Raw genomic sequence first — 20,171 nt, forward strand, 5'->3', positions numbered from 1 at the left:
CGGGCTCCGCGGCGGCCCCGGGCAGGGACCCGCGGGTCCACTCGTCTGCGCTGGCATGGGACTGCCCGAGAAACTCGTGCCACTACGTCGGCACCGGTGGGCGCGGCTCGCGCTGGCGCCCGCGAACACTTCCATCCCCCGGGGGGGCAGGGGTGGGAATGGCCTGCGGCTCGTGCACTACGGCATGGGCACCGTGGTCGACGCCGAGGTCACCCTGGGCGATCGGTTGCGGATCGACCAGAACGTGATCATCGGTCGGCAGGACGCGCATCTGCCCCGCGAGCAGTCCCCGTTCGGGCGGCTGCACTTCGGGGACGACGCCGTGCTCTTCCCCGGCTGCGTGGTGCTGGGCGGGGCCAACCGGATCGGTGCGGGGAGCACCGTGGGGGACAACTCCGTGCTCACGGGCGACACCGGTGAGAACGAGATCTGGGCCGGAAGTCCGGCCCGCAAGGTGGGTGTGCGCTCCGACGGGTGAGCTGAGCGGCCCCACCGGGCCGTGTGGCTGCCTGCTGCAACCCACGCCGCCGGCGCCCGTCGAACGGGACCGGTGGCGGCGTGCTCGCACCCGCAGGCGGCATCCCCGGTGACACGCCCTACTCATACGCGCATTCGAATCTATACCCCGCGCCGCCGACCGTTCACGGGTCCGGACATGCCAGAAGGCCGGCTCCTTCGGGAACCGGCCTTCTTCGTGGTTGCGGGGGCAAGATTTGAACTTGCGACCTCTGGGTTATGAGCCCAGCGAGCTACCGAACTGCTCCACCCCGCGGCGACATCCACAACTATACGGAGGGTTGGCTGGTCGTGCAAATCGGGGGGTTCCCCCCGCCCGGCCTCACGTTCGGCACGTCCGTCCGACGCCCGACGAGCTAGGGGCGGCCCCCCGGAACCCGGGAGCCGCCCCTGGCGAGGGAAGCAGGTGCTCACTTCGAGGGCGAGGCGCCCTCCTGCTGCAAGGCGTCCTCGATGGCCTGCTGCAGCCGGTCCTGGGCCTCGCCGTACTTGGCCCAGTCACCGTCCTGCCGGGCCTTGTCCGAGTCCTTCATGGCGGTGTTCGCCTTGTCCAGCGCCTCCTGGAGCGAGGCCGAGCGCTCCGCGGACGACGATGTCGAAGGGGATGGGCTCGCGGTGGCTTTGGCCCCGTCGTCGCTGGAGCCGCTCGAACTCCCACCCTGGGCCGCCTCCGCGGCCTTCTCGTCCACGCCCGCGCCCTTGTCCGTGGTGGCACCCGAATTGCCACCGAATACCTGGTCCAGCGCACCGTCGAGCGTGGGCGCGTAGCCGACCTTCTCGCCGAAGCCCACGAGGACCTTGCGCAGCGTGGGGTACGCGGCGTCGCCGGAGGACTGCACGTAGACCGGCTGGACGTAGAGCATCCCGTCACCGGCGGGCAGCGTCAGGAGGTTGCCGTTGATCACCTCGGACGCACCCTGGCGCAGCAGGTTCAGATCCTGCGACACGTCCGTGTCCGAGTTGAACAGGTTCTGGGCCTGCCCCGGACCGGGAACCACCGATGAGCGTGGCAGCTCCAGCAGCCGCAGCTTGCCGTAGTTCTCGTCCTTTACGCCCGCCTGGCCGGTACCCGCGTCCGCGTTCGCGGAGAGGTACCCGTACATCACGTTGCGGCTGTTGCCGGACTCGTTCTGCTGGGGGATGAACGAGGAGGTGAGCGAGAAGTTCGCCTCCTTCTCCCCCGGCATCCGCATGGACAGGTAGTACGGCGGCTGCGAGACGCTGCGGTTCTGCTGGGTGGGGTCGTTGGGGACGGACCAGACGTCGTCGTTCGCGTAGAAACTGTTGGCGTCCGTGACGTGGTACCTGTTCAGCAGGTCCCGCTGGACCTTGAACATGTCCTCCGGGTACCGCACGTGGGACATGAGGTCCGCAGACATCTCCGAGTACGGCTTCACCGTGCTCGGGAAGACCTTCTGCCAGGCCTTGAGCACCGGGTCCTCGTCATCCCAGGCGTAGAGGTCCACGGAGCCGTCGTAGGCATTGACGGTGGCCTTGACCGAGTTGCGGATGTAGTTCACCCGCTCCGGCGGCAGCGCGGCGGCCGTGCCCTGGGCGGTCTGCGTGTCCTGGGTTGCGTCCTGCAGGACTGACGGCGTGGAGTAGGGGTAGGACGCCGCGGTGGTGTACGCGTCCACGATCCACACCACCTTGTTGTCCACGATCGCCGGGTAGGGCTTCCCGTCCACTGTCAGGTACGGGGCCACCTTCTCCACGCGCTCCCGCGGGTTGCGGTCGTAGAGGATCTGGGAGTTCGGACGGACCGCGTCCGAGAGAAGCATGTCCGTGGACTGGAACTTTATGGAGTACGCGAGCTTGCTGAACAGGTTGCCCACGTTGGGCCCACCGTCACCGCTGAACGTGGTCTTCGCGTCCGCGGCGTCCCCCTCGTTGGTCTGGGGCCGGTCGAGCTCGAGCGGGGCGTCGCCCTCGCCGCCACCCACGATCGAGTACTCCGGGGAGTTCTGACCGAAGTAGATGCGCGGCTCGTAGTCGTCCGAGATCTGGCCCTTCGAGGGGATGCCAGCCTGCATGAACTGCGGCTTGCCGTCCTCCTGCACCCGTGAGCCGTAGGCCGCGACCACGCCGTAGCCGTGCGTGTAGACCACGGACTGGTTGTACCAGCCCTGGATCTGGTCCGGGTTCAGCTCGCGGGTGGCGATGACCGTGTCCTGCGTCTGGCCGTCGATGTCGTAGCGGTCCACGTTCAGGTTGTCCGCGAACTGGTAGTACGGCCGGAACTGCTGGAGCTGGGCGAACGCGGAGGAGACCACGTTCGGATCCAGCAGGCGGATGTTGGAGGTGGTCTCCGTGTCCTGACGCAGTGCGCCCTGCTCGGTCTTCGTGGTGGCGTCGTAGGGGGTGACCTCGGTGTCGTCCAGCCCGTAGGCCTGGCGGGTCATGGTGATGTTGCGCTGGATGTACTCGTTCTCGAGGGCCTGCTCCGTGGGCGTCACTTGGAATCGCTGGATGGCCCACGGGTACAGCCCGCCGGCCACCACTGCCACCACCACGAGCATCGCGGCGCCGATCAGCGGAAGCTTCCAGCGGCCGATGAACCCGGCCACGACGAAGAGGATGGCCACGAGGACGGCAGCGACGGCGAGGATCCCCTTGGTGGGAATCACCGCGTTGACGTCCGTGTAGAGCGCGCCCGTCCACTTGCCGGAGTTGGAGGTCAGGGTGGAGTAGCGGTCGAGCCAGAAGTTCACGGCCTGCAGGGCCAGGAACGCGGCCGCGATCGATCCCAGCTGCACGCGGGCCGCCCGGGTGGTGTCGATCCCGCGCTCGTGGATCCTGATGCCGCCGTAGACGTAGTGCATGAGCAGCCCACCCACCCCGGCGAGCAGCAGTGCCGTCACCAGGAACCCGAGGAGCAGGCGCAGAAACGGAATGGTGAAGACGTAGAACCCTAGGTCCAGGTTGAACTGCGGATCCGTCTGCCCGAACGGCTCCTGGTTGAAGAACAGCAGCACCGTCTTCCACTGGGAGGCGATCGTGGAGGCGGCGAAGAGCCCGAAGATCACGGGCACTGCCACCATGACGACCTTGCGCACCGGGTCCAGCGCCTGCTGGTACTTCTGCATGTTCTCGCTGATCCGCTCCTCACCGCGGGGGCGGTTGCGGTAGGCGAGCCACAGGCTGAGGAACATGAGGCCGGCCACGATCAGCGCGGCCACCACGAACAGCCCGACCACGGCGAGGTTCCGGGTGATGAAAACCCGCAGGTAGCCGAGCTGCTGGAACCACAGGACGTTCGTGTAGACCTGCGTGAAGCCCACGAACAGCGCGATGAGGACCACCACCGCAATCACCGTGGGCAGCAGTGCCCCTCGTTTGCGCCGGCCCGTCGCGGACCTGCTGGATGGACGGGGGGATGTGGATCCGGCGGTCACTGCATACCTCGTAGATTCCTGGGCGCGGCTGACGGTCTGTCGACGATCAGTGTCAACCTTATTGTGCTGAGCCCTTCTGACACGCGCAATTGCGCGGTGTCGGAGGTGTCACCGCGTGCCGCAGCTGGGCAGGTCCGTGACGTTGCCTGCGGCGGCGTGCTCCACCGAGTTCACGGCCTCGCCCAGGGTGTTCACCTCCACCACGGTGAGCCCGTCCGGGACGTGGTCCACCACCTCGTCGCAGTTCTGCGATGGCGCCAGGAAGTAGGTGGCCCCTGCGTCCTTGGCGCCCTCGAGCTTCTGGCGGATGCCTCCGATGGGACCCACCGTGCCGTCCGGGGAAATGGTCCCGGTCCCTGCGATGTGCTGGTCTCCTGCCATGGACCCGGGGGTGAGCTCCTCGATGATCCCGAGCGCGAACATCATGCCCGCGCTGGGTCCGCCCACCTGGTCGAGCTGGAAGTCCACGTCCACGGGGAAGTCGTAGTGGGGCACAAGGTACACGCCGAGCTGCCAGCGCGAATCGTCCGCATCCCGGGTGAGGGCCACGTGCCGGGTGGTCTCCTTCCCGTCCCTGCGCACCGTGATCTCGGCACCCCTGGCCCCGGCGGCATCCAGCTGCTTGCGAAGCCCGTCCAGGGACGTGACGCGCGTGCCGTTCACGGACACAAGCTCGTCCCCCGCCTGCAGGACGCCCTCCGCAGGCCCGCTGGCCACGAGTGCGTGCACGGTGAGCGTGGTGGTGAAGGGCTTGCCCAGGTAGGTCATGGCCGCGGCCACAGAGTCCTCCTGGGACGTGGTCATGGCAACGGCGTTGGACTCGTCCACCTGCTGGCCCGTGGTCTGCGGCGGGTAGAGCGTGTCCTCGGGAAGCACGGCCTCCGTGGGGTCCAGCCAGCCGAGGATCGCGTTGATGGAGTTGATCCGGCCGGAGGGCCCACCCTGGACGTAGACCGTGGTGAGGTCCAGCTGGCCGTTGCTCGGGTAGGTCTCGGCGCCCGTGATCTTCACGAGCTGCTTGTCGTCGTGGCTGCCCACGGTGTTGAACGTGGGTCCGGCGGCCTCGACCACGTACGGTGCGGGCAGCACCACACCGGCCACGAGCAGCACGCTCATACCGGCGAGCGCCGCCGAGGGCAACGACGGCCGTCGCACGCGTGCGCGCCACCGCCCCTTCTGCTCAGCTGTCACGTCTCGTTCCCTTCCCGCGGCCTCCTGGACCGCCCCATGGTACTCGGCGCGCCGCGCCCCGCTCCCCCCTGGTACGGGGTGACGACGCCGCGGGGTCGCCACGCGGCGTCGTCGTGCCCGGCACGTGCCCTCCCCCGCAGTCCCTGGGACGACGTCGCCCGGGTTGTGGACAGCTCCCCCGGCCAGTGGGTGCGGCAACCCCCTTGCCATGCGTCCCGGCGCCCATTCTCAAGTGGCTTGCAGGACCTGAGCCGTCAGCGAACCGGGAGCGGGAACAGTGGTTCGGGCTGGGGCCCTCCCGATAGTCTGGAAGCAGTCCCAGACTTCTTTCGATGATTGGCGGTCCCATGCCTTCGAATCCTCCCAACGACGAGAACGGGGAGAACCCCAAAGACCCGTTCCAGGAGATGTTCGAACGTCTGCTTGGCTCCGGCGCCATGAAGCCCGGTGACATGCCCGCCGGGATGCCCGTGGACCCGCAGGCCATGTCCATGATGTTCCAGCAGATCCGGTCCATGATGAGCTCCTCCGGCAGCGGTGAACCCGTGAACTGGGAGCTGGCCCACCAGAACGCCCGGCAGGCCGCCGCCCAGAAGGGCGATCCGTCCGTCACGGAGAAGCAGAAGGGCGCCGTGAGCGACGCCATGAAGCTCGCGGACCTGTGGCTCACGGAGAAGACCGCGTTCGGGGAGGCCCCGGTGCTGCCGTCCGCGTGGTCGCGAGCCGAGTGGGTAGAGGCCACGTGGCAGACGTGGCAGGAGATGTCCGCGCCGGTGGCCACCTCGGTGTCCAAGGCCATGACGGAGGCCCTCACCCAGCAGCTTCCGCCGGAGCTCTCCCAGGCCATGGGCGGTGCGGACCTCTCCGGGATGCTCGCCGGTGCCGGGTCCATGATGTTCGGCATGCAGCTCGGTCAGGCGGTGGGCGCGCTGTCGTGCGAGGTGCTCTCCTCCACGGACGTGGGGATCCCCCTGGCCAAGGACAAGTGCGCCCTGGTGCCGTCCAACGTGGCCGAGTTCAGCGAGGGGCTGGACCTGCCCGCCTCGGACGTCATGCTCTACCTGGCCATCCGCGAGGCCGCCCACACGCGCCTGTTCCACGGCGTCGCCTGGTTGCGCCAGTACGTGCTGGACCTCATCACGGCCTTCGCCTCCGAGATCCACATCGACATGGAGCGCATCGAGTCCATCGCCCAGGAGCTGGACCCCTCGGACCCCTCCGGCATCCAGGACGCCCTGACCTCCGGGGTCTTCAGCCCCGAGATGACGCCCAGCCAGGAGGCCACGCTGGCCAAGCTGGAGACCGTTCTCGCGCTCATCGAGGGCTGGGTCAACAGGGTCACTGTGGCCGCCACGCAGAACATCCCGTCCGCTCCCGCCCTCACCGAGATGATGGCGCGGCGCCGCGCGGAGGGCGGGCCCGCCGAGCGCACCTTCGGCTCCCTGGTGGGTCTCGAGCTGCGGCCACGCAGACTGCGCGAGGCGGCCGCCTTCTGGGCGTACCTGGAGGAGCAGCGCGGCACCACCGAGCGGGACGGCCTCTGGGAGTCCCCCGAGCTGCTGCCCACCGACGAGGACCTCGACGACCCCCAGGGCTTCGAGGAGCGCCGCGGACTGCTGACGGCCAGCGACGAGGAGATGGACGCCGCCCTCGAGAAGCTGCTCTCGGGCGGCTACGACGACGGGTCCGGGGCGTCCGGGTCGGAGACCACCGATTCGGAGGCCCCAGGTTCAGAGGCCGCCGGAGCACAAGGCAACGAATCTCAGGACGACAGCTCCCGGAGCAGCGGGTCTGCCAACAGCGGTGCTCCGGACAGCGGGGCTTCTGACGACGGCACTGCGGACGACGGAGCTTCGAACGACGGGCCCGGGAAGAACGGGCCGCAGGGCCAGGATCCCGCCGATGGCACCGACCCCGAGGGGCCCTCCGCGCGCTGAGACGGGGCCGGTGTCCGGCGGACCGGCCACCACGGGTCCGCCGGGTCTGTTCGGTCCACCAGGTGTGCTCGGTGCGCTCGATCCGCCGGGTCTCCTTGACCTGCCCTGCTCTCCCGATCCGCTGAGAACGCGGTGGTCCACCAGACGCGGCTGGGTCCACCAGGCGCCGTGCGGGCCCCGGGCACGACGCCAGCCCGGGGCCTACCGGGGCTGAGTACTGGCAACGCTATCCTCGGGCTCCCCGGCCCCGTGACGCTCTGCCCATGCGACGCCGTCCAAGAACTGGGCGGCGTCGTTCGCTCTGGGATGGCGCCGCGCCAGCTCCCAGAAGCGCTCGTTGTGGTGCGCCTCCAGCAGGTGGACGAGTTCGTGCAGCACCACGGTCTCAAGAACCCATGAGGGCGCGTCCGCGAGGCGCCGGGCAATCCTGATGGTTCCCGTGCTGGGCGTGGCCGAGCCCCAGCGCGTGTGCTGCCGCGCGGACCACCGCACGCTCGTGGGTCGCGCCGCGCCGTCCAGGTACGTGCGGGACAGCCGCTGGGCCATCTCCTCCAGCGCGGTGTCGGTCGATCGCTGCCGGGCCGCGGCCTCCGCCGTCCGACGCTTCGCCACCACCTTGGGGACCAGCGTGCTGCTCCAGTGCGCGATCTGCGCCCGGGTGGCCCGCTGGGGCACCGCAAGTACGATCGCCTCCCCGCTGAAGTGGGCGCTCACGGTCTTGGTGCGTCGCGCGCTGCGCTGCACGATGATCTCCGGCATGTCCTGCGCCTGCTGGGGGGCTCGTCTCCTGGGCATGTCACCAGTCCACCACCCCACCCGGGCGTGGCCAAAGCCGATCCGCCCTGTGGATTACCCGCGGCGCCTGGCCCGGCGCCTGGTTCGCGTCGAACAGTGGTGCCATGACTCAGCGCACGTCCACCGTCCGCGCCACCTCGGCATCACCACCCAAAAACTTCGCGGGGCCGGGCGCCGCCGTGCCGAGGGTGGACGATGTCCGGGTGCTCCTCACCGGGCTCGACCCGCTCGCGGCGGCGGTGGCCCTCGCCCTGGCGGACGCCGGGGTCTGTCTCTTCGACGTCAACGACCGGTCTCGCGTGCTCGCCCTGGACGCCCTCGACGGGCCCTACCCCGCGCAGACGGAAGGACTGCCCCGGGAGCTCGCCATGCGCGCCATGCTCCGGCGGCGCTCCCCGCGCTGCGTGCCCCTCACCGCGCCGGAGCTCTTTCCGAGCGCCGCCGTGGGCGGGGCAGTCGCGGTCCACGCGTGGTCGGTGGCGGGCGATCTCCTGGCGGATCTCAGAGAGCCCCCGGTGCCGGACGTGGATGGGCACCTGCCCACCCTCACGGTGCTCACGGACGGCGCGTGCGTGGTGCGCTGGCCCGTGACGGACTGGGCGCACCGGCCGTGCCGCAGCTGCGTGACCGGTGCTGCCCGCCACGCCCGCGCGTTCGTCCGCGAGCACCCGCTGGTGGCGACCGCACCCGCCCTCTCGGAACGCGCGCAGCCCTTCCGCCGGGTGACCCGCACCGTGGTGGCAGGCGAGATCGCGGGAATCCTGCTGTCCCTCGCGCTCGGTTTCGACGACGCCGCGGAGCTCGGTGAACCTCCAGCGGGACAGTGCCTCGCGGGGCCCACCCTGCACCACGGCCTGCGGCGGATTCTGCTGCCGCCCGAGCCCGGATGCCTGTGCTCGCTGTCCTTCATGGGCCCGTGAAGCGTGTCGCCTGGGCCCGCGGTGGGTCAGACGGAATCACGGTCCACGAGGATCGCTCCGCCGCTGGACGGCGCAGGCGGTGTCGGACTCCCGGCAACGAGCGCCGTGACGACGTCCACGATGTAGCGCGCGGTGACCTCTGGATCCAGCGCCACCATGGTCAGCGGCGGATCGGCCAGGGCCGCCGCTGCGGAGTCGCTGACGCCCACCACCGCGAGGTCTTCCGGGGCGCGCCACCCCAGTCGTCGCATACCGGCCAGCACGGCCAGCGCCGCAGTGCTGTCGTGTGCGCAGATCCCCGTGACCCCGGGCGCACTGGCACGCCACTGCTCCAGTGCCTGCGCGGCTCGCGACGGATCCGCGGGCAACCTGATCACGCCGGGTGCGGGAAGGCCGCGCTGCTCGCACTCACGGCGAAGCACCTCGCAGCGCCACTGGGATGCACCGTGCATGTGGTCTGCCCCCGTGACCGCGTAGCCGAGCCGGTGGTGGCCGGCGGCCACGAGCCGTCCCACCTGGAGCCGTGCGCTGTCCTGCTCCCTCGCGCCGGTGACCCACCGGCCTATCGCGTCCGTGCCCGTCCAGGAGGCCACGCCGCGCACGCCGTTGCCGCGCATCAGCTGCGCGTCCTCGTCCGTCAGGTCCCACGCGAGCACCGCGGCCGGGGTGACGGAGGACCACACCTGCGCCGCGGGGCGGCGGGTCCACGCGTGGATGACCATTGACAGCCCGGCCTCGTCGAACAGCATGGAGAGCCGCTCCACGATCCGCCCTATCTCCTCGGTCAGGGAACGGGCGGGCGGCAGGTAGACGAGCACGGACGTGGAACGGCCCCGGCTGAGCGCCCGCGCCTCGGCCGACGGCGCGTAGCTGAGCTCTCGCGCCGCGGCGAGCACGCGGCGTCGGGTCTCCGCGGAGATCGACTGGGTGGGGGTGTCGTTGAGCACGAAGCTCACGGTGGTGCGCGAGACGCCCGCCAGCCGCGCGACGTCCGCACTCGTGGCCCGCCGGGGCGAGATCTCCTGACCGTCCATACGCGTGCTCCTTCTCCCGCCGTGCTCCGCCCAGGGCAGACGCGCTGGATGCACCACCGCGCACCCTGGTCCTCCGATGCACAGATGCACCGGTGCTTTGAGCTTCTGACAGCCTGGCCCCTGACGCCCTTGATGTGACCTGTTACACTCGGTGCCACAGACACTAACACGCGTTAGTACACCCGCCCGACACCGGGCCGTGCACGCAGTCGGCACAGTGGGCAGGGCACCGGCTGGCAGCGGCGGGACACCGAGCACATCAGCACAGGACCACAGGGAGTGGGACGCACCATGAGCACGTACGACGTTGACGTGATCGTCGTCGGCGCAGGCATCTCGGGCATCGGGGCCGCGCGCGAACTTGCGGGAACCGGGCGGACGGTCGCCGTCCTGGAGGCCCGGGACGACCTCGGGGGCACGTGGGACCTCTTCCGCTACCCCGGCATCCGCTCCGACTCGGACATGGCCACCTTCGGCTACCGCAGCCACCCCTGGACCGGGGAGCGCAGCCTGGCCACCGGCGACACCATCCTCGAGTACCTGCGCGAGGCCGCGGACGAGGCGGGTGTCACCTCCGAGATCCGCTTCGGACAGCGGGTCCGCAGCGCGCAGTGGTCCTCCGAGACCAGCACCTGGACAGTCACCCACGAGGACGTCCACACCGGGGAGACCTCGCGACTGAGCTCGCGCTGGCTGTTCATGGCCACCGGCTACTACCGCTACGACGAGGGCTACACGCCCGAGTGGCCGAGCCTGCAGGAATTCCGGGGCACGGTCATCCACCCCCAGCACTGGCCCGAGGACGTGGACGTGGCAGGCCGGCGCGTCGTCGTGATCGGCAGCGGCGCCACGGCCGTGACCCTGCTCCCGGCGCTCGCCGAGCGCGGCGCGCACGTGAGCATGCTGCAGCGCTCCCCCTCCTACGTGGCCTCCGTGCCCGGCAGGGACACCGCGGGCATGAAGCTGCGCTCCTGGCTCCCGCCGCGCCTGGCCGGGGAGGCCAACCGGTGGCGCAACATCGCACGCGGGATGTTCATCTACGAGTTCAGCCGCCGCCGCCCACAGGCCATGCGCGAGCTGCTGCACAAGGGCGCGGTGAAGCACCTGGGTCCCACCTTCCCCGTGGACGAGCACTTCACCCCCGAGTACGACCCGTGGGACCAGCGGCTGTGCGCCGCCCCGGACGGCGACTTCTTCCGGGCCATCCGCGAGGGCGACGCCGAGGTGGTCACCGACACCATCGAACGCTTCACCGCGGACGGCATCGACCTCACCTCCGGACGGCACCTGCCGGCAGACGTGATCGTCACCGCCACCGGCCTGAACGTGCAGTTCTTCGGGGCCGTGGACGTCCAGGTGGACGGCCAGCACGTGGATCCTGCCACGCGGGTGAGCTACCGGGGCATGATGCTCGACGGCGTGCCGAACCTCGCCTTCGCGATCGGCTACACCAACTCGTCGTGGACGCTGCGCGTGGATCTCATCACCGACTACTTCCGTCGGCTGCTGGACCAGACGGACCGCCGGGGCGCCGTGGCCGTGACGCCGCGCTACAAGGGGCCGCGGTCCCAGCTGCGCCCCCTGATCGACCTGGCCTCCGGCTACATCCAGCGCGGCGCCCACCTGCTCCCCCGCCAGGGTCCGGACGGGGCGTGGCACGTGCGGCAGAACTACCTGCGGGACAAAGTCCTGTTCCGACCGGGCAGCGAGCGCGACGGGCAGCTCGAGTTCACACCGGCCACCCCTGAGACCGCGGCGGTGGCGTCGTGAGCGCTCGGCTGAGCAACGACATCGCGTACCGCGTGGGCGGGCAGGGCGCCCCGGTGCTGCTCATCCACGGCATCGGCCGCAGCCGCGCCGACTGGCAGGCCCAGCACGAGCTGCTGGAGGACTCCTTCCAGGTGTGGAGCGTGGACCTCCCGGGCTTCGGGGACTCCCCCGCCCCGGACGGCGGCATGACCCTGGAACGCCTGGCGGGCGACGTCGCTGGGTTCCTCCGCGCGCAGGGCGTCGCCCCGGCCCACGTGGTCGGCAACTCCCTGGGCGGCGCCGTGGCGATGCAGCTCACCGCGGACCACCCGGAGCTCGTGCGCAGCCTGCTGCTCGCGGACTCCGCCGGCTTCGGCCGCGGTGTGAGTCCCGCGCTGCGCCTGGCGAGCATCCCCGGTCTGGGCGAGCGCGCCATGCGCCCCAGCCGTGAGGGCGCCAGGCGCTCCGAACGCGCGATGTACCACGACCCCGCCTTCGTCACCGAGGAGCGTGTGCAGCACGGCTACGAGCTGGCCGGGCGCCCCGGCGGCACGGACGCGTTCCTGGGGATGCTGCGCTCGCTCGGTGGAGTCGCGGGCGTGAAGGGTGGCTGGCGCAGGGCGCTGCTCCCCCGCGTCCGGGCCACCGGCGTGCCCGTGCTCATCGTGTGGGGCGACAAGGACACGGTGCTGCCGTTCCGGCACATGGCGCGCGGCGCCAAGGCCCTGGGCGCTCGCACCCACCGCTTCGCGGACACCGGGCACGGGCCACAGATCGAGCGTGCTGAGGACTTCGCGCACCTGGCGCGCGAGTTCTGGGACGAGGTGGACCACCGGGGCTGAGCCGCCGCGGCGTCGTCGTCCTACCGGGAACGACGGCGCGCGGGCGCGCCCGACGCCGGGGGCAGCACGGCGTCGAGGAACCGCGAGCGCGAGCGGTTCGGGCGGCCACCCGGCGTGCGCGAGAGCGACCACGAGAACACGAGGTGCTCGCGCGCGCGGGTGATCCCCACGTAGAGCAGACGTCGTTCCTCGTCCACGGCCTCCGGGGTGTCTGCGAAGGAGATGGGCATGAGCCCCTCGGACAGCCCGACCAGGAAGACGGCGTCCCACTCGAGGCCCTTCGCGGAGTGCATCGAGGCGAGCGTGACCCCGTCCATCACGGGTGCCTCCTGTGCGGTGGCGCGGCGCTCTAGCTCCTGGGCGAAACCCGCGAGTGACAGCGTCTCGTCCTTCTCCGCCGCCCGGGCGGCCATGGTGTCCGACAGCGAGACGAGGGCGCGCAGCGACTCCCACCTGGCCCGCGTGGCGCTGTCCGAGCGCGGCGCGCGGTCGCTGTAGCCGAGCGAGCGCAGCATGTCCCGCACCTGCTGGGGCACGTCCGCCCGGTCCGCACCCTCGGTGCGGGCGGCGGAGCGGATCTGCACGATGGCATGGCGGATCTCGGGACGGTTGAAGAACCGCTCTGAACCGCGCAGCTGGAAGCCGATGTCAGCGTCCGCGAGCGCCGCCTCGAAGGCCTGCGACTGCCCGTTGGTGCGGAACAGGACGGCAATCTCGTGGGGCGCCACGCCGTCGTCGATGAGATCCCGGACACGGACCGCGACGCCGGCGGCCTCGGCCTCGTCGTCCGGATACTCGTTCCAGGTGGGCTCGGGCCCCGCCGGGCGCTGCGAGACGAGCCGCAGCGGGGTGGCCCATGTGTCCGGCGCGGTGCCGAGTGTGGGGCGGCGGGCCGCGAGCAGCCTGTTGGCGGTGTTGACCACCTGCGGGCTCGAGCGGTAGTCCCGCACGAGCTCCACGACCGTGGCACCCGCGTAGCGCGCCGGGAACTCCAGCAGGTGCCGGGACGTGGCCCCGGTGAACGAGTAGATGGTCTGGGAGGCGTCCCCCACCACGCAGAGGTCGTCCCGGGAGCCAAGCCACGCGTCGAGAAGGCGCTGCTGCAGCGGGGAGACGTCCTGGTACTCGTCCACCACGAACTGGCGGTACTGGGAGTGCACCGCCGCCGCGATCCGCTCGTCCTCCTCCAGGATGCCCACGGTGATCAGCAGGACGTCCTCGAAGTCGATGAGGTGGCGGTCCGCCTTGAGGTCCTCGTAGGACTGGTAGAGCCGCTGCATGGTGCGCACGTCCCAACCCGCGGGCATGTCACGGCCCTCCGCCGCCTGGACATAGGTGTCCGGGGTGAGCATGGTGACCTTCGCCCACTCGATCTGCGCGGCGACGTCACGGACGGTCGCGCGGTCCGTGGTGAGCCTCATGGCCTGCGCCGCCTCGGTGATCAGCCGGGCCTTGTGGTTCACGATCTCCGGGGGCGGCCCGCCCACGGCCTGCGGCCAGAAGTACTGCAGCTGCCGCAACGCAGCCGAGTGGAAGGTGCGGGCCTGCACGCCCGGGGCCCCGAGCACGCGCAACCGCTGCCGCATCTCGTTGGCCGCCCGCGCCGTGAAGGTCAGGGCCAGGGTCTTCTGCGGGGTGTACACACCGGAGGCGATCCCCCACGCGATCCGGTGCGTGATCGCTCGCGTCTTTCCCGTGCCCGCTCCGGCCCGGACGCACACCGGCCCGTGCAGGGTGGTGGCCACGGCTCGCTGCTCCGGGTCCAGCCCGCCCAGGATCCGCTCTTCCGCGCTCTGCTCCTCGACACGCTGCTCCGCCACGCTCACCACCCGGTCTCTGGCAGCTTGTGACCGAGCCAGCTGACGATCAGGGCGTGTGCGATGGACACGGCGCCCGGCAGGGTGACGGTGCCGTCCGTGACAGCCGCCACGAGCTCCTCCCGGGTGAACCAGCGGACCTCGAGGATCTCCTCGCCGTCCGCCACGGCGGCGTCGGAACTCGCAAGAGCCCGGAAGCCGAGCATCAGGGAGCGCGGGAACGGCCAGGGCTGCGAGCCCTGGTACTGCACCGTGTGCACGGTGATCCCCGCTTCCTCCCCGACCTCGCGGACCACCGCCTGCTCCGCGGACTCCCCAGGCTCCACGAAACCCGCGAACGTGGAGTACATGTTGCCGGCCCATGCCGCCGAGCGGCCCAGCAGGATGCGCTGCGAGGCGGGGTCCGGGCCGTCCTCGACCACCGCCACGATGATCGCTGGATCCGTGCGGGGGAAGTGCAGCGAGTCGTCTTCGAGGCAGCGCCGGGCCCACCCGGAGCGGATGCTCTGCGTGAGCGCCCCGCAGCGAGGACACCGCGGGTGGTCGCGGTGCCACAAGGCCACCGCCTGCGCCGTGACGAGCAACGACGTCTGCTCGGGGTCCACCACGGTGGCCAGCGTGCGCAGCCCCTCCCACCGGGCACCGTCGAGACCGGACAGCTGGGTGTCCTCGGGGAAGGTGCGCAGGATCACCTGGGTGCCGTCCGCCAGGCGGCCCAGGTACACGTCCGGGCGGCGGGCATCATCCGTGGGTCCCGGGACCTCCGCCACGAGCGGGAGGACCAGGGCGCCGTCGCGCGCGGGGGCCTGGGAGCCCCGCAGCACGAGCACCCGCGCGGTGGGCGAGGCGAGCGCCTCAGCCACGAGATCACTGTGCTCCCGGGCGACCGCGTCCCGGTCGAACGGGCGCCCGGCGAAGGGCAGCTGGGCGTCGTCGAGCAGTGGCGCGACGGCGCCGGGACGGTCCTGGGATGAGATCACCCGACCACTGTAGACCGGGGTCCGGACATCCTCACGGGCCGCGGTGGACAGCCCGCCCCGGGCCGAGGCCGGTAGGGTGGGTGAGGTGAGGACGACCCCCGAATTGCTAGCCGCCGTGGCGGCCGCAGCCGTGCCCGGGGTGGCCCCTGTGGCCACCGGTCCCTCCCCCGACGACCCCGCGGACTTCCGCTCGTGCATCATCCAGGACGCGGACGGTCGGCGCTGGCGCGTCCGCAGCCCCCTGAACACCGAGTCGAGCATGCGCCTCGAGACGGAGCACCTGGTGCTGCAGGCCTTCACACCCTCCGTACGCGCCCGCCTGCCCTTCCACCTGCCTTCCGTGGCCGGCTCCGTGGCGCACAACGGGCTGCGCACCTTCGTGTACTCGCACCTGCCCGGGCACACCCTCAGCCTCCGGCAGCTGCAGCGGCAGAACGAGGACCCCGAGCCGCCCCTGCACGTGCCCTCCCCGAGTGCCGCGCCACGGGCACCGCTGGCGGTGCAGCTCGGTCGCGCGCTCGGGACCCTGCACTCTCTGCCCCGCGCCCTCGTCATGGACGCGGACCTTCCCGCCTACTCTGCGGAGCAGTGCCGCAAGCGGATGCTGCACGACCTCGACCAGGCGGCCACCACCGGGCTGATCCCCGGTGAGCTGCTGCGCCGCTGGGAGGACGCGTTGGAGGACACCACCCTCTGGCAGTTCTCCACCCGCGTGGTCCACGGCGACCTGCACGAGGACAACGTCACCGTGGACCACGGGTCGCTCGTCTCCTTCACCGGCTGGAGCGACCTGCATGTGGGCGACCCGGCCCAGGACTTCTCGTGGCTCGTGGGCATGGCAGACCCGACCTTCGTGGACACCGTGCTCGAGGCGTACTCCGTGAGCGCGGTGCAGCCGCCGGACCGCCACCTGCTGCGGCGCGCGCACCTCAAGGCCGAGTTCGCGCTCGCCGAGTGGCTCGTGCGCGGCGTGGACCGCGGGATCCCGTCCATGGTGGACAACGCCGAGCGCATGCTCGCCACGCTCGCGCAGGACGTCCGCGCAAGTGCCTCGCCGACCCCGGGGGTGGACGCGCCCGGTGCTCGGGCCACGGTGGACGCGACGGTGACGGGCCTCGATGTGGACGAGCACGGTCCGTCGCCCCTCGGCCGAACGACCGGCCGGGTCGGGTCGTGGGGGCGTCCCGCGGCATCGGACCTGGACGGCCCGTCCGCTCCCGACAGTGTGCCGGGCCCGGGTGCTGCGGAGAACGCGGACGGTGTGGCGACCGGGACACAGGGAACGGCTTCTACAGCCCCCGGAGCCACATCCGCGGGCGACGACGGGCCCCGGCTCCGGCCCGCCCGTCCCGGGAACGGTGGTTCGACCGCCGCCGCGGTGAGCCGGCGCACCGACGCCTAGTTCCCAGCCTCCTCCGCCGGATTCGACCGCCGCGTCCGGCCGGGCCAGGTCTCGGAGCCCGGGCCCCGATCCGGGTCCTGATCCGAGCCAGGGACGCCCCTCTGGTAGAGGGACTCCACGATCCGCTCGAGCTCACGCTCCCCGGCGAGGTCGTGGGGACGGACCACCTCGTCCGCGGCCACGTAGTAGAACGCGGCGGACACCCGTTCCAGGGGCACGTCCTGCAGCCTTGCGAAGGCCAGCCGGTACAGGGCCAGCTGCCCCGCCTTGCGCCGCAGGTCCCGTCCTCGCGGCACCCGGCCGGTCTTCCAGTCCACGAGCTCCCAGCCGTCCCCTGTGCGGAACACGGCGTCGATGCGGCCGCGCACGGTGAGCGAGCCCACCGGGGTCTCCACGGGGAGCTCGATCGCATAGGGCTGCAGGGTGGCCCACGGACTGCGCCGAAAGGTCTCCGTGAGACGGGGCAGGTCGAGGTCCTCGTCCACGTAGTCGTCCGAGCCGGGCAGCTCGTCGAGGTCGAAGATGGCCGTGTCCCCGAAGAAGTCCTCGACCCACGAGTGGAACGCGGTCCCCGCGCGGGCGGCGGTGCCCGGACGGCGCGGCATGGGCCGCCGCAGGGTGCTCACGAACTCCTCGGGGTCCGTGTCCATGGCCACCAGTGCGGAGGCTGACACGTGGGACGGCATGTGGACGGTCCGCAGCTCGTCGGTGGCCTCACGACGCGCCAGCAGCAGCTCCGCCTCCCGCCGCCACCGGGTCACGAGATCTCCCGCGGGGCCGCACTCGAGATCCTGGTCCGTGAGGTCGCGCGTCGCGTCGAAGCCACCCTCGCGCACGGCACGGGCCGCGCCGTCCAACCGGGCGCGACGCCCCCGGTGCGCCGGCGGCAGCACAGTCTCCGTGAGCTCCCCCTCTGCGTCCCGCGCGGTGCGCACGATCTCCGGGCCCTCGACGGGGTCGTAGGGCCACAGGGCGCTGACCCGGGTGTCCAGCTGCGGGTTGGCGGTACCGGGTTCCGGTTCCACCCACGGTCCGAGCTCGATACCTGCGCTGACCCCCTCTGCAAGCTCCCGCGCCTCGAGCAGGAACGGCGACGGGTCCTTCGCACCCTTGGAGGCCCCCCGGAAGACGCTCCCGGACAGTTCAAGGAGGGACTTGGCGCGCGTGAACGCGACGTAGGCGAGGCGCCTCTCCTCTGCCAGGTCGTGCTCCGAGACGTCCTCCAGGAACTCGGCGAAGGACTCCTCCAGCTCCCGCACGTCCTCGGTGCGCGCCTCCCACTGGGGCAGCTGGTGGGCGTCCCCACGCAGGGGCCACGGCAGCTTGGCCGCCTCCCCCGTCCACGCGGACGGGTTCTTGCTGGGGAAGTCGTCCCGGTTGAGCCCGGGCACGTGGACATGGTCCCACTCGAGCCCCTTGGAGGCGTGCACCGTGAGCAGCTGGACGGCGTCGTGCCGGGTGTGCGACGGCGGCAGCTCCAGACCGTTCTCCTCGTGGGAGGCCGCCTCCAGCCACTCGAGGAACGCCGGGACGTCGTGCGTGCGCGTGGTGGCCGTGAACTGTACGGCCTGGTCGTGGAAACCGTCCAGGTTCCGCCGAACGTGCACCGGATCCGTGTCCGGCAGGGCGGCGAGCTCCACGTCCAGGCCCAGGACCATCTCCACCTCGTGGAGCACACTGGTCAGTTCGTCTCCGAGCACCTGTCGCAGCTCCCGGACATCCTGGCGCAGCGCCCGCAGCCTTCGCATCCCCTCCGGGGTGATGCTGCGACCCCGCGGGGACACCCAGTCCTCGCGGGGCAGGGTCTCCAGGGCTTCGATCAGGCTCGCCCGGTCCACGATGTCCGCCATGACGACCGTCTCCTCGGCTGCGTCGGTCCCACCCGGTGCGTGCCCACCCGGTGCGTGCTCACCCGTGGCGTTCCCGCCCGTGATGTCCCCGGCGGGACCGCCGTCGGCGCGGGTGGGATCGTCGGTCTCGCCCCGGGCCGCGCGCTCGTGGCCTCGTTCGAGCGCCGCGGCCCAGTCGCCGAGGGCCGCGAGGTCCCGGGTGCCGAGCCGCCAGCGGGCGCCGGTCAGCAGCCGGGCGAGCGCGTCCGAGCGGCCCGGATCCGTGAGCACGTACAGCATGGCGACGACGTCGCCGACCTCCGGGGTGTCCAGCAGCCCGCCCAGGCCCACCACCTCGTAGGGGATGTCCAGCGCCTCGAGCTCCAGGCGCAGGGGCTCGAACTGGGCCCGACGGCGGCACAGCACCGCCATGGTGGGCATCTCCTCGAGGGGCTGGCCCTTGTGCGCAGCACGCTGTTCGTGGATGCGGCCGGCGACCTCCCGAGCCTCCTCCGTGTCCGTGAGGAACCTGCTGACCCGGACCCTGCCCCGCACCGCGCCCGGGGCGGGGTCGAGTGCGGGGACCTCCACGGTGGCGGCCGAGCGGCTCCACGGCGGGGGTGTGCGCAGGGGCTGGGCCACGGTGTTGGCCACGTCCAGCACCGAGAGACTGTTGCGCCACGCGGTGGTGAGGAAACTGGTGTCCGCGAACTGTGCCGGGTCCTCCTCGGAGGCCCCTCTGCGCGGGAAGTTCTCCACGAAGCTGAACAGCTGCCCGGAGGACGCGCCACGGAACCCGTAGATCGACTGCTGCGGGTCCCCCACCGCCATGACGCAGTGCCCCTCCCCGAACAGCCCGGCGAACAGGGCGAGCTGGGCGTGGGATGTGTCCTGGAACTCGTCCAGGAGGACCACGCGGAAACGGTCCCGCTCGACGGCGCGGGCCTGGGGGTCCACCTGCACGATCCGGGCGGCCAGGGCGAGCAGGTCCCCGTAGTCCAGTGCGGAGTCGACTCGCTTCACGGCGTGGAAGCGCTCCACGAGCTCGGCGAGGACCTCCGTCTGCTCCATTCGGGCCAGTGCGTCGTTGACCTTGCCCCCGGGGCTGCGCTTGCGGCCGGCAGGGGGAGCGCCCTGGCAGCGCAGCCGCAGGTTGTGGACGTACTCGCGCACGCGGTGGGCGTCCACCAGGTGCTCGGACGCCTCGGAGGCGAGCTTCATCAGTCCCGTGGTGAGTGTGGAGGCCGCCGGAACCTTTGCGGGCAGGGGCCCGTCCCAGCCCTGGACGAGGTCGTGGGCCAGCTGCCATGCCTGGGCCTGCCCGAGCAGCACGGTGTCCGACTCCACGCCGAGTCTCAGGCCGTAGCTGCGCACCAGGGAGTTCGCGTAGGAGTGGTAGGTGCTCACGGTGGGCTCCTGAACGGCCTCCGGGGCGTCGTCCCCGTCGTCCGGCTCGGTGATCAGCCCCGTGGCGCGCAGCTTGCGCAACTTGTGGTTGATCCGCTGGGAGAGCTCGCCGGCGGCCTTGCGGGTGAACGTGACGCCGAGGATCTCCTCCGGCTGCGCGAGCTCGTTGGCCACGAGCCACGCCACGCGGTCCGACATGGTGGTCGTCTTGCCCGACCCCGCTCCCGCCACCACCAGCCGGGGCGTCAGCGGCGAGGAGATCACCGTCGACTGCTGCTCGGTGGGCGGGTGCTCCCCCAGCGCCTCGGCGATCTGCTCCGGCGAGTACCGGACCTTTTCCTCAAAGTTCTGCTGCAC

Annotated in this window: 13 protein-coding genes and 1 tRNA gene; 6 read left to right on the plus strand and 8 right to left on the minus strand. The window is 71.3% G+C overall.

The window, feature by feature from the left end:
- The first annotated feature begins 55 nt into the window (after positions 1–55).
- Positions 56–478: an acyltransferase gene (locus FS770_RS02055; protein ID WP_145009538.1), complete on the plus strand. Its 423-nt coding sequence runs from the start codon at positions 56–58 to the stop codon at positions 476–478.
- A 217-nt stretch (positions 479–695) separates the two neighbouring features.
- On the opposite strand, the gene FS770_RS02060 is transcribed toward FS770_RS02055, so the two are convergent.
- From FS770_RS02060 to FS770_RS02070, 3 genes are all read right to left on the minus strand, one after another.
- A tRNA-Met gene (locus FS770_RS02060) sits at positions 696–772 on the minus strand.
- 154 nt (positions 773–926) lie between these two features.
- Entirely contained in the window at positions 927–3,911 is a 2,985-nt protein-coding gene (locus FS770_RS02065; protein WP_094394305.1) for a UPF0182 family membrane protein, read from the minus strand.
- Positions 3,912–4,019: 108 nt separating this feature from the next.
- Positions 4,020–5,102, minus strand: coding sequence for a YlbL family protein (locus tag FS770_RS02070; protein WP_244944695.1), 1,083 nt, complete (start codon positions 5,100–5,102; stop codon positions 4,020–4,022).
- A gap of 347 nt (positions 5,103–5,449) precedes the next feature.
- On the opposite strand from FS770_RS02070, the gene FS770_RS02075 reads away from it, so the two are divergent.
- On the plus strand, positions 5,450–7,039 hold the full coding sequence (locus FS770_RS02075) for a zinc-dependent metalloprotease (RefSeq protein ID WP_144942103.1): 1,590 nt from the start codon (positions 5,450–5,452) through the stop codon (positions 7,037–7,039).
- A gap of 201 nt (positions 7,040–7,240) precedes the next feature.
- On the opposite strand, the gene FS770_RS02080 is transcribed toward FS770_RS02075, so the two are convergent.
- A complete protein-coding gene (locus FS770_RS02080; RefSeq protein ID WP_244944696.1) occupies positions 7,241–7,834 on the minus strand; it encodes a M48 metallopeptidase family protein in 594 nt (197 codons plus the stop codon).
- Positions 7,835–7,938: 104 nt separating this feature from the next.
- On the opposite strand from FS770_RS02080, the gene FS770_RS02085 reads away from it, so the two are divergent.
- Positions 7,939–8,754, plus strand: a complete 816-nt coding sequence (locus tag FS770_RS02085; RefSeq protein WP_244944697.1) for a hypothetical protein — start codon at positions 7,939–7,941, stop codon at positions 8,752–8,754.
- Positions 8,755–8,780: 26 nt separating this feature from the next.
- Here FS770_RS02085 and FS770_RS02090 read toward each other — a convergent pair whose 3' ends face one another.
- Positions 8,781–9,788 (minus strand): LacI family DNA-binding transcriptional regulator, encoded by a 1,008-nt coding sequence (locus FS770_RS02090; RefSeq protein WP_145009541.1) that lies wholly within the window; start codon positions 9,786–9,788, stop codon positions 8,781–8,783.
- 291 nt (positions 9,789–10,079) lie between these two features.
- Here FS770_RS02090 and FS770_RS02095 point away from each other — a divergent pair, with 291 nt between their 5' ends.
- Together FS770_RS02095 and FS770_RS02100 are read left to right on the plus strand one after the other, a co-directional pair.
- Entirely contained in the window at positions 10,080–11,558 is a 1,479-nt protein-coding gene (locus tag FS770_RS02095; protein WP_145009543.1) for a flavin-containing monooxygenase, read from the plus strand.
- Positions 11,555–12,379, plus strand: a complete 825-nt coding sequence (locus FS770_RS02100) for an alpha/beta fold hydrolase (RefSeq protein ID WP_144942097.1) — start codon at positions 11,555–11,557, stop codon at positions 12,377–12,379. The genes FS770_RS02095 and FS770_RS02100 overlap by 4 nt, the downstream gene beginning before the upstream one ends.
- A 20-nt stretch (positions 12,380–12,399) precedes the next feature.
- Here the strand turns inward: FS770_RS02100 and FS770_RS02105 are convergent, their stop codons facing one another.
- Together FS770_RS02105 and nudC are read right to left on the minus strand one after the other, a co-directional pair.
- On the minus strand, positions 12,400–14,199 hold the full coding sequence (locus FS770_RS02105) for an ATP-dependent helicase (RefSeq protein WP_425323818.1): 1,800 nt from the start codon (positions 14,197–14,199) through the stop codon (positions 12,400–12,402).
- 2 nt (positions 14,200–14,201) lie between these two features.
- Positions 14,202–15,176 carry an NAD(+) diphosphatase gene (gene nudC, locus FS770_RS02110; RefSeq protein WP_145009549.1) on the minus strand — a complete coding sequence of 325 codons (975 nt, stop codon included), beginning with the start codon at positions 15,174–15,176 and terminating at the stop codon, positions 14,202–14,204.
- Between the two features lie 85 nt (positions 15,177–15,261).
- Here nudC and FS770_RS02115 point away from each other — a divergent pair, with 85 nt between their 5' ends.
- Positions 15,262–16,578 carry a macrolide 2'-phosphotransferase gene (locus FS770_RS02115; RefSeq protein ID WP_244944698.1) on the plus strand — a complete coding sequence of 439 codons (1,317 nt, stop codon included), beginning with the start codon at positions 15,262–15,264 and terminating at the stop codon, positions 16,576–16,578.
- On the opposite strand, the gene FS770_RS02120 is transcribed toward FS770_RS02115, so the two are convergent.
- Positions 16,575–20,171 (minus strand): ATP-dependent helicase, encoded by a 3,597-nt coding sequence (locus tag FS770_RS02120; RefSeq protein WP_342353647.1) that lies wholly within the window; start codon positions 20,169–20,171, stop codon positions 16,575–16,577. The genes FS770_RS02115 and FS770_RS02120 overlap by 4 nt on opposite strands.

The sequence above is a fragment of the Kocuria salsicia genome, from assembly GCF_007681555.1.
Classification (GTDB): Bacteria; Actinomycetota; Actinomycetes; order Actinomycetales; family Micrococcaceae; genus Kocuria; species Kocuria salsicia.

Excerpts from the sequence above, each read along its gene's own strand:
- FS770_RS02055 (WP_145009538.1), top strand. The coding sequence starts at position 56 with ATGGGACTGCCCGAGAAACTCGTGCCACTACGTCGGCACCGGTGGGCG.
- FS770_RS02075 (WP_144942103.1), top strand. The coding sequence starts at position 5,450 with ATGCCTTCGAATCCTCCCAACGACGAGAACGGGGAGAACCCCAAAGAC.
- FS770_RS02080 (WP_244944696.1), bottom strand. The coding sequence starts at position 7,834 with ATGCCCAGGAGACGAGCCCCCCAGCAGGCGCAGGACATGCCGGAGATC.
- FS770_RS02085 (WP_244944697.1), top strand. The coding sequence starts at position 7,939 with ATGACTCAGCGCACGTCCACCGTCCGCGCCACCTCGGCATCACCACCC.
- FS770_RS02090 (WP_145009541.1), bottom strand. The coding sequence starts at position 9,788 with ATGGACGGTCAGGAGATCTCGCCCCGGCGGGCCACGAGTGCGGACGTC.
- FS770_RS02095 (WP_145009543.1), top strand. The coding sequence starts at position 10,080 with ATGAGCACGTACGACGTTGACGTGATCGTCGTCGGCGCAGGCATCTCG.